Source organism: Candidatus Omnitrophota bacterium, from assembly GCA_028712255.1.
In the GTDB taxonomy this organism is placed as follows: Bacteria; Omnitrophota; Gorgyraeia; order Gygaellales; family Profunditerraquicolaceae; genus UBA6249.
This window is the reverse complement of sequence record JAQTQJ010000019.1, coordinates 17,549-27,376: the sequence shown is the minus strand read 5'-3', so window position 1 is coordinate 27,376 and position 9,828 is coordinate 17,549. Positions and strand designations below refer to the sequence as shown.

Genomic DNA, 9,828 nt, shown 5'->3' with positions numbered 1-9,828 from the left:
ACACTTTCTGGTCATCAGTCAAATCGCTGAGATCGTGTTGAAAACAGTCATTTAGTTGAATTACTATATCCACATCGCTTTCGGAATAGATATTGGTATCGTTCCCGTAAGACCCTTGAAGGAACACCTTATAGCTCTTGTCTACGTAAGGGGTGTCCGATGCCTCAAGAGTATTTTTGATCGCGTTGTATGTATCGCTTGATTGTGCAATCGAGCCTTGATGAGACCAGGATTCTAGCTGCGATTCAGGGATACTCATCGCTCAACCTCTGAGACACCTATCAAAAGCTTTCTGAGATCGGACTCCCTACTCGCAAACGACTCGCTACCACGCTGCCGCAACATGTTAAGCTTATCGAGGTTATGTTCCATTAGATCTGTTGCCATCTCTGGCCTCTCAAATGTATCGTTGATTCGGACCGTCTTGATATCCTTGAAAAGGATTGTTCGCAGTTGCTCCATTGATTGTGTGTTGATCTCCAGTGTTTTCTGCAGAAGGCGCACGCTTAAAAGATATTTCTTCGCTAACCGCATCAACCACCGTTTCGGCTCAGGATAAACTCCGACTCCGACGCTTACCACTCGTAGATCGCCGTGCGTCTTATTCATCGCACTGACAGCATCCGCAATCGCATACAACGTCGGGTTGTTTGCGCAGTAACCGCCATCGACCAGCTCCATCCTGTCTCCAGAAGCAGTGGTAACAATTTTACGATCGAAGAATGGATATGCTGAACAGGATGCCTGCACTGCATCTGCGATGTGAACACCGAAGCCTGGCTGAAATGTGCCCTTGCGTCCGTGGGCCTGCGCAACATCACCCTTAAAGATCATGGGCCGTTCAATAACCCATTTCGTGGTTACGATACCAACCCCAGTCTTAACATCTTCAAATGTTGCGTTGCGAAACACCAGTTCAGCAAGCTCGGCAAGGGCTTTAGTCTTACCTTTTCGGGTCAATGGTTTCATCACTTTAGGAACATATTTCTTGTAGAGCGCGTGGATCTTTTCAACTTCATAGCCGAGCGAAATCAACGCTGCGATAATCGCACCTGTACTCGTTCCGAAAACAAGATCAAACCGTTTATAGAGAGGGCAATTCAGCATGCCTTCTAGTTCTTTGAGTACGCCAAGGGTGTAAAAACCTTTGGCTCCACCGCCGTCCAGAGAAAGAATCCTGTATATTCCATCCTTCTTGTACTCAGTAGTAAAGGTGGATAACTTCTTTTCCTCCACATCTCGCGTTGTTATGTCCATTTAATCTTATCCTCCATGAATGTAGAACGTGTTCATTCCCAACCAATAATTACTATGCTAATCCGTTAACGTTATTGCCTATATTAAATCCTCATCACTGTACCATCATGTATTTGGTCAAGATTTAATTTAACAATAAACATGTATATTGAGAATTATTTTATTAGTTAAAAGTTTATTTATTTAATAAATCAAAAAGCCAAAAATGTGTCCTTGGATCCTGCGTTATTCCCATCCTTTGAGAATGACTAACAAGCTCAAAAGGCTCATGATTCTGGGCTCCTTCAATGAATGCATCTTCCGGCCGTACTGCCTGGTCATTTTTTCCTGAAAAAGTATGAACGCCGATCTTTGCCTTTTTCAGAAGCCTTCCTTTTATCTCTTCCTGATTAATTATGTTGATAAATTTAGAGCTGTGAGCCAAATTCTCGCATTGTTTCCTTATGCCATCCGACCATTCCTTCCTAAACCACTCATCAATTATTGTATTTCTAACTAGGTCAGCCGGAACAGAACCTTTACAGGGCGTAGCAACAGTAATCAACAAACCAAGCCCTTCAAGCGAATCGGTTTTTATGAAGTCCCGTACTTCCTGATAATTATCTAGTTTTTTATCCAAGGCAACGGCCGAAATAATATCTAAACCACCCATACTATGCCCCACAAGGTCAAACTCTTTCGCTCCAGATGCCCTAATTTTATTTTTTACTAGTTCGGCAAACTGAAAGAAATTACTATAACCATAACTTGGGTCGGATTTAAACTCTACTTTTTTTACTTTTCCTTCCTTGTTCCTTATTATGTTAATAGCATTTTCATCTTCCACCAATTGAAGATAATGCATCTTTTCTGGATTCTCAACAATACATTCCCAATCTTTTACGGTATATTCCCAACCTGCCCTTCTGTCAATACCTGATTCCATGTAGGGCTCCGTCCAACAGATGTTTGCTTGGTCTGTCCATCCCGGTACGAAGAAAACATCCCTTTCCAGCCTGATCTTATTATCCTTGAATTTCCTTAATTTGTTGCGTACTTCTGTTTTCTTAAGACTTAATTCTGTAGGCATAAGTTCTCCTTCATGTTAAACATAAAGCCCTTCTGATACACAGCTAACTGCAAACGAAAGACTTGCAAAACCTTCAAACATAATTATAACATATACATTTTATCTTTAATCCAAATAATACACCCAGGGAGAGATACAAACTGTCTCCCTGGATGGCTAAATTCAACGCTTTACTTTACCCTTATCAATCTCTTTGCAATGTTCGCAAAGTTTCTTCGCCGGGCCCTGCTTAACATTATCTTGTTCAATATTATTACCCAACACGCATTTCTTATGCTTATGGTATACTTCTGAATGCTCGGAATGATACGCCATCGGTTTCCTCCTGTTAGTATTGGTTCTTACACGCTGCAATTATTACGTCTTCCCTTAACTATTAAGGTAAAACTACCTTCTTTACCCATCCTACTCCTATCAGACAAGTACGCGTTTTTCTTAGGTCATATTGCTCCTCCTGTAAATTATTGTTCTTTTACGCTTACTGCGTAAATACTAGTTAAAAAAATTTACCTTTCTCTTTTATCTATGTAGCTGTCAATACCATCATTTTCAAGAACCATATCATCATCACGTGGTATCGTCAGCCTTAACGTCTGTAACCTAATTTGCACTGATTTTTTAGAAACATCGAACCGGGTTGATAGATTTTGTACCAAAATATCAGTATTAGCACTTCCTGATACCCCACGGATCCGTTTAACATTTTCTATAAAAATCAAACGCGGCATCAACAAGGCCGCTGCGCCACGATTCGCCTGCCACTCAGTAAAATCACCTGGCGTTGGGGTCGACTCAACCATATCCTCCCGAACATGCTGACCAGAACATATCAAACGGCCACCTTTCCGAAAAAGCCGGGTATGGAAAATTGCATGAAAACTTTCATGTGCACACGTAAATCGAAAACGCCCCTTTTTCAATAATAAATTCCGTTGACGATATAATCCAGAGTTTATTCTAATGAGACGAGAACCATCTGAATTGAACTGAGTTATTCCTAAAACGTTGCTCGGAAGATCAGTGGCTTCGGGTTCATACTCAATATGTTCACTCCTCAAGCTTTCATCAATAAAACGTTCAATATCCAGGGCTGGGTGATCGATATCGCAGGTGCCATGGTAAAATTTCAAGTACCTTTCCTCCATCGCTTCATCAATATCAATACCAGTACAGACTAACCGGCACCCATATGGGCTTTGCGGATCATCTTCCCATCTCATCATTTCTTCTTTTCATTCTCCTTATTTAACCCATCATTAAGTCGATCAATAATACTTGGATCGCGTTCAAAATGTTCAGCGATTTTACGAAATAAAACACCTACTTTTGCATCCTTACTTGCCATATCCTCAATGATCGGATCAGCCTTCCCAGCCAAATTAAGTAATTCTTGAGGGTCAATCTTCAATGTAGTAGCCAACTGAATAACTATCTTCCCAGTTGGTGGCTTACGGTACCCTTGCTCAATATCATTAAGGTATGATACTGATATAGGTTTTCCGTCTTCATTACAAACGGATTCACACACTTTACGTAAACTTAACTCCAAGTGAATCCGCTTCTTTTTTATTTTATTCCCAAATTCATTACCCATGTACTTATAAGCGTACAGCGTAATACTGTTTTTGTCAATACTTTTTTTTAATAAATTGACACGGCAAAAGAATTATCTATGTGCAGATTATAGGATGTTAATTTAAGGAAGAGTCAATACTTCCCTGTCTTTAGTGGGCTAATTGTGAAGAGAAAGATTTCTACTTCTTCTTTAATTTCTTGTAATAGGTATATTTATGCGACTTGCCTTTGACTATGTGGGATGGATATTTCCTTGCGGTTTTATCTAACTTCCTGACAATACTTTTTTCTATATCGATACTAAACAGGTTGCAGAAATCTAAAACATAAATTGCTATATCGGCAAGTTCATCTTCAATTTCTATACGCTTCTTTTTATCCTTTAACAATTTATGCGATTCTTCGATAGTAAGCCACTGGAAATGTTCCATAAGCTCAGCAGCTTCAATAGCTATAGACATAGAAAGGTTTTTAGGGGAATGGTACTGCTCCCAATCTCGCTCCTTAACAAATTGTTTAATGCGGGTTTTAATTTCTTGGAGGGTGATTTCTGGCTTTTTCATAGATACGGTTTTATATTTTTAAGTTTTTAGGCTTGGCTCTTTCGAGGGCTGGCTATTCCAGGAGGTTGCAAAAATTATTTCTGTGCCAGTTTCATGCTTTATTTTACGGATGATTTTCTGTTTATTCCTTATAGGATGGATTTTATTTTTATACTCCCTTATGTCATTTATAATCCCTCTCGCTAGGAAACGGGCAAATTCGACAGGCACAGCATTACCTACCATTTTATACCCATCGCTGACATCAGTATATTTAAAAATAAAACTGTCTGGGAATGTTTGGATCCTCGCACATTCCCTTACCGATAGCCGCCTATATAAATGCTCTTGCCCTTTAGCAAACTCCCTTTTATTCTGTTCAACAAAATTCATTTTTGGCGCTTGAGGGTGAATTGGCGCATGCCTACCGCCTGCTTGGATAGTAAATGACTGTTCATCCCAACTTCTTACCCTATTCCTAGACATATAAATTGTCGAAAAGTTTCCAATCATATATTCATGGTTAGGTATTTCAAGGCCATCGCCATTAGTTTTATTATATTTCAAAGCTGGTTTAGGCTCTTTTAAATTTCCAATCGTATCGCGCAAAGCCAATAAATCTTTAGAGCCCTCAGGAAACTCAAAAGTTTTATTCATTTTCTTATGATACCCAACTATAATAACCCTTTCCCTGTCTTGCGGGACATTATAATATTTAGCATTAAGTAATTTATGCACTACAGCATAACCAGCATTAGCGAATTTGGCGAGGATATTTTGAAAAGCCTCTTTATGGATATGCGCAAGTATCCCAGATACATTTTCAGCAAGGAAAAATAATGGCTGCTTATCCTTTAAAACCCTTATATACTCAAAAAATAGTTGCCCCCGATGGTCATTTATGCCACGGCAAGCACCTGCTTCGCTCCAGCTCTGGCATGGAGGGCCGCCAATAATGCCATCTGCGCTAGGAATTTCGGAAGACGTAATATCAACTATGCTTCTTTTATCTAAAGGAACCTTGGGGAAATTATGTGTGAAGGTACCCCAAATAACTTTATCAAATTCATTTGCCCAGATAATTTCAGAACCTGATTTCTCAAAACCTAAGTCTAAACCGCCACAACCAGTAAAAAGCGATATTACCTTTGGTTTTTCTTCAGCGCAATTTTGATTTTCTTTAAGCATTTTAATGGATCCTTAATTATTTGCTGCTGCCAAAACCTTAAAACCTTCCAGCCTGCCTTCTTTAACTTTTTATTGCTTTGCTTATCCCTTAAGATATTCTTTTCAATCTTAGGGACCCAGTACGCCCGGTTAGCCCGTATCTTCTTCTTTTTTTCTTGCCATCGGTAACCATGCCAAAATTCGCCGTCTACAAAGATTGCGAGTTTTTTGTTAAGGATTACTATATCTGGTTTACCCGGTAAATCTCGGTCATACTTTTTAAACTTAATGCCTTTGCTTCGTAACAGCTTTTGTAGCAAAATTTCCGGGCTTGTTTTATCGCTTCGTATTTTCCGCATTAAACTTGACCTAACAGCGGAAGTTTTAAACCTATATGGCATATATTAACGTATTAATTTGAAGATTTCAAGGTGTATAAGCTAAGTACCCAGCATCAAGATTCTTTTTCAATCATCAAAAAGTATACCGTCTTCTTACTTTTGGCAGGAAAACTAACCCTCCAGCCAGACCTTGGCGTACCTACTGCTGTACCAAATACCCATGGCGCATTCTCAGGCTTTTTTACTAATCCTACAGCCCTATTATGTTCAGAATTGCTGCTTTGCCCTACCCATTGCCGCCTTATCGCTATTTTAAAATTATCCCGGTATTTATTAAAATATTCTTCAAAAGTAAAAACATCTATTGTACCCTCTGAGATGCCATTGGCTGGCGCCTCTAAGATAAATTTTGCAGGGTGCAAAGAATACCCCACATTAGGAGCGCTATCCATCATTAAGAATTTTGTTAAGGCTTTGAATTCTCCTTCTGAAAATAAATCCTGCCAAGGCCTATTCCTCTTATCTAATTTATTACTATGGAACATTTCGACTTCTTTATCAATCCTCTTTAATGTAGCTTCAGGGTTAGTAAAATTCAATAACTTGAAGACTTCTAAAAGGTTAGCGCGCTGCAGCCTATTATAAGAAAAGGTAGCCCCTTTTTGTTTAAGTGAAACCCCTTCCTTATTAATATAGATATCTGCTTTCTTGCGCGAATCTTCGCTAGCTAAACATGCATCAACATCTTTTGCGTTACTGATTTCTTTACAGCCAGCAATTGATGGATTTGGCGCGCCAACAGATGCAACAACGCCCAAATGCCGCAAAGATAATTTCCCTTTATTTGCAACCAAATATTTAGTAATTTCTTTTTCATTGCCTGGCATATATCGCCCCCTTTTTAGGTATTATACTGCTGGCGAAGCATCTCCACAATCAAAAAAAATCTTTGCGCACCGCCTTGATATCTCTCGAATTGTATGGCTATATGTGAGGTGAGGAGAAGAGATAAGCCAGAGAAAAAGGAGGCCGAGAATGTGCAATCCTCTTAATAACGAAGAAAAAATCTATGAAGTTATCGAGAATGAACATCTGGGCGTTTCCCCTCTTATCTGGGAGCTGATAGACCATCACTTAGGTAATGACTTATATATTATCGGTCTAATAGCTGGTTCGCATGTGACCGGCAAAGATAAGAATCCCATACCAGTTGAACAGGGAGAAAAAATCATCAAATACTGTAAAGAGATAAACCTCTTTTTTAGGAAATTAAAAGAGGTAACCAACAAAACGAAGGCTCATTAAGGAGCATTATTTAGAAAGGAACCTATGCAGGAAAATCTCTTAACCAAAATAATGAACCTTAAGGACGCATCTCTTGAGGAGCTAAAGAAAAGATACTCAGAACTTTTTCATGGCAAACCCGCTCCTTCAAATAACAAAACCTATCTTTGGAAGAAGATTGCTTATAGGCTGCAGGAGCTTGAATACGGCGGGCTTCCTACAGAGACCCAAGGTAAAATTCAAGAGCTCATTCAAAAATATGACCCGGTTAATAACAAGGCTATGCGCCCAGATGACGCTCCTCAAGATCAACCTAAAAAACCAAACCTTAGGCGAGATAAAAGGCTGCCGATTCCAGGCACAGTTATTACTAAAGAATATAAAGGTATTAAACTTCAGGTTAAAATACTTGAATCAGGCTTTGAATACAGTAGTAAAGTTTATAAGACTCTTACGGCTATTGCTAAAGAGGTGACTGGAGCGCACTGGAACGGCTACTTGTTCTTTAATCTGTAAGGAGTAATCTGATGGCGGAAACAAAAGAAACTAAAAAACGAATCTACTGCGCAGCCTACTGCCGCAAATCAGTGGAAGAACGTGCGGATGAGACCTTCGGGTCTATCGAAAACCAACATGAGTCTATTCTAAGCTTTATCGCAAGCCATAAACACGAGGGCTGGGTGCCGTTGACCGAAAGATACGATGACAACGGCTTTACTGGCTCAAACACCAACCGCCCTTCTCTCCAAAAATTGATCAATGATATCAAAGAAAGCAGAGTTAATATGGTAGTTGTCTATAAATTAGACAGGCTTAGCAGATCGCTTGTGGATTTTGTTCAGCTTCTTAAGTTTTTTGATGAACATGGGGTTGCCTTTGCCTCAATTACCCAACCGATTGATACAAGTACTTCAACAGGCAAACTTATGCTGCATATCTTGTCTTCCTTTGCCGAGTTTGAAAGAGAACTGATTAGTGAGCGCACCCACGACAAAATGGGCGCTGCGCGCAAACGGGGCCAGTGGCTGGGAGGCAGGCCTCCTTTTGGCTACAGCAGGGATAAAGAAGGAAAAAAACTGGTAATTAATGAAGCCGAATCAAAAATCGTCCGAGAGATGTTTGAACTGTACCTAAAAGATAACTCCCTTCTTAAAGTTGCCAGCATCCTGAATGAAAAAGGCTATAGAAGCCGGGCAGGCAAGCAAAAGGACGGAAAACCATTCGGAGGTTTAAAATTCGGGGTTACCCAAATACAGCAGGCAATCAAGAATGTAGTTTATATAGGAAAGGTTTTTTATGCAGGCCAGGTCTATGAAGGCCAGCAGGAAGCAATGATCGACGAGGAAACCTTCAAAAAAGCCCAGCAAGTGCTTAAGGATAACCGCATAGAACGCAAAGCTATAAAAAATGTTGAATGTACCGGCTTACTAACCCATATTCTGCACTGCAAGACCTGCGGGCATTCTATGTTCCATACCTATACTTTAAAGCATAAGACGCGCAAATACCGCTATTATGTCTGCACAAATGCGCAGAAACGCGGCTATAACTCCTGCCCTACAAAGTCAGTGAATGCGCAGGCAATTGAAGATACCGTCGTTGATTGTTTAAAAATGCTGTTTGCTGAAAACCGGAAGAAAAAAGAAGAACAAAATAAGCAAGAAATTGAAGCACTCCTGTCTCCTGTTTGGGATACTTTGTATCCACAGGAGAAACGGCGCATCCTCAAAGTTCTTATCAAAGAAGTTGACTATGATTCAAGTAATAAGAAACTTGGAATTCTGCTTAACGGCAGCAGCCTTCGGCTTGAATTCGATGTTGATTTGAAACAAGTGCGGCCTTTGAATAAGTGGCACAAGGAAGAGGAAATCGAAAAAGAGCCAAAGATACGCAGAAATCTAATCTTGGCGCATCAATTGCAAAGACTGTTTGACGAAGGCAAAATAAGAAGCCTTAAACAGACATCTGCATGGCTCAATTTTGACCAAGCCCGCCTTGATCACCTCATGACAATGCTGCTTATTGCGCCTGCCATTCAAAGTGAAATACTCAATAGCGATAAACAGATTATCTCGCTTATTCCCGAATATAAAATCCGCTCTCTTGCTGCCGAAGTGGACTGGAAAAAACAAACCCAAATCTGGCAGGATATCAAAGAAACCCTCTCCAAGAAATAAGCTTTATCTCTCCTCTCACTCTAGCGTTTTCCTAGTAAATGCTGAGGATCCGAACAAATTATCCGCTAAATCTGCGCTAAATACCATTTACTACGAAGCCTTTACTAAGCGGCACTTCAGAGATATAGAGATAAGCTGGTGAGATTTATTCGGCTTACTTTAACGAACCTTAGGCAAGACTAAAATTTAAGATCGACAACAGCAGAATAACAGAAAAAATAAGGCCCTAACTCTTTGGCACATCGATACATAAAAAATACCCTGACTAGTGTTATTAATCAGGGTAATCTTTATCTCTCATTCTGGATTTTGAGAGATTTAATTGGCTCCCCCTCTAGGACTCGAACCTAGGACCTGGAGATTAACAGTCTCTCGCTCTACCAACTGAGCTAAGGGGGAATAAAAATTAATTTTGC

13 protein-coding genes and 1 tRNA gene are annotated in these 9,828 nt (G+C 39.9%); 3 read left to right on the top strand and 11 right to left on the bottom strand.

All coding sequences use genetic code 11. From position 1 onward, the window contains the following. The 10 genes from PHC29_07990 to PHC29_07945 all read right to left on the bottom strand — a co-directional run. Nucleotides 1-259, bottom strand: a 259-nt coding sequence (locus PHC29_07990) for a nucleotidyltransferase (protein MDD5109417.1), incomplete at its 3' end; no start/stop codon positions are given. Next, entirely contained in the window at nt 256-1,257 is a 1,002-nt protein-coding gene (locus PHC29_07985; GenBank protein MDD5109416.1) for a patatin-like phospholipase family protein, read from the bottom strand. The genes PHC29_07985 and PHC29_07990, both read right to left, overlap by 4 nt. A 175-nt stretch (nt 1,258-1,432) precedes the next feature. Beyond that, nucleotides 1,433-2,326, bottom strand: a complete 894-nt coding sequence (locus PHC29_07980) for a hypothetical protein (protein ID MDD5109415.1) — start codon at nt 2,324-2,326, stop codon at nt 1,433-1,435. A 162-nt stretch (nt 2,327-2,488) separates the two neighbouring features. Further along, complete coding sequence (locus tag PHC29_07975) at nt 2,489-2,641, bottom strand: hypothetical protein (protein MDD5109414.1); 153 nt, start codon at nt 2,639-2,641, stop codon at nt 2,489-2,491. A gap of 191 nt (nt 2,642-2,832) precedes the next feature. After that, nucleotides 2,833-3,549, bottom strand: a complete 717-nt coding sequence (locus PHC29_07970; GenBank protein MDD5109413.1) for an ImmA/IrrE family metallo-endopeptidase — start codon at nt 3,547-3,549, stop codon at nt 2,833-2,835. Beyond that, the gene (locus PHC29_07965) at nt 3,546-3,920 is read right to left on the bottom strand and encodes a helix-turn-helix transcriptional regulator (GenBank protein MDD5109412.1); all 375 of its coding nucleotides are present in this window, start codon (nt 3,918-3,920) and stop codon (nt 3,546-3,548) included. Before PHC29_07965 ends, PHC29_07970 begins: the two co-directional genes overlap by 4 nt. 160 nt (nt 3,921-4,080) lie before the next feature. Continuing rightward, nucleotides 4,081-4,464: a nucleotide pyrophosphohydrolase gene (locus PHC29_07960; GenBank protein ID MDD5109411.1), complete on the bottom strand. Its 384-nt coding sequence runs from the start codon at nt 4,462-4,464 to the stop codon at nt 4,081-4,083. Between the two features lie 18 nt (nt 4,465-4,482). Further along, entirely contained in the window at nt 4,483-5,631 is a 1,149-nt protein-coding gene (locus tag PHC29_07955; protein MDD5109410.1) for a DNA cytosine methyltransferase, read from the bottom strand. Then, entirely contained in the window at nt 5,586-6,011 is a 426-nt protein-coding gene (locus PHC29_07950) for a very short patch repair endonuclease (GenBank protein ID MDD5109409.1), read from the bottom strand. Before PHC29_07950 ends, PHC29_07955 begins: the two co-directional genes overlap by 46 nt. A gap of 53 nt (nt 6,012-6,064) precedes the next feature. After that, nucleotides 6,065-6,838, bottom strand: coding sequence for a hypothetical protein (locus tag PHC29_07945; GenBank protein MDD5109408.1), 774 nt, complete (start codon nt 6,836-6,838; stop codon nt 6,065-6,067). A gap of 148 nt (nt 6,839-6,986) precedes the next feature. On the opposite strand from PHC29_07945, the gene PHC29_07940 reads away from it, so the two are divergent. The 3 genes from PHC29_07940 to PHC29_07930 are packed head-to-tail and all read left to right on the top strand — an operon-like array spanning nt 6,987 to nt 9,412. Continuing rightward, complete coding sequence (locus PHC29_07940; GenBank protein ID MDD5109407.1) at nt 6,987-7,256, top strand: hypothetical protein; 270 nt, start codon at nt 6,987-6,989, stop codon at nt 7,254-7,256. Nucleotides 7,257-7,280: 24 nt separating this feature from the next. Beyond that, nucleotides 7,281-7,751, top strand: a complete 471-nt coding sequence (locus tag PHC29_07935; protein MDD5109406.1) for a DUF2924 domain-containing protein — start codon at nt 7,281-7,283, stop codon at nt 7,749-7,751. Nucleotides 7,752-7,762: 11 nt separating this feature from the next. Next, complete coding sequence (locus tag PHC29_07930) at nt 7,763-9,412, top strand: recombinase family protein (protein ID MDD5109405.1); 1,650 nt, start codon at nt 7,763-7,765, stop codon at nt 9,410-9,412. Nucleotides 9,413-9,735: 323 nt separating this feature from the next. Here the strand turns inward: PHC29_07930 and PHC29_07925 are convergent. Beyond that, nucleotides 9,736-9,811: transfer RNA gene (locus PHC29_07925), tRNA-Asn, on the bottom strand. Between the last annotated feature and the right edge of the window lie 17 nt (nt 9,812-9,828).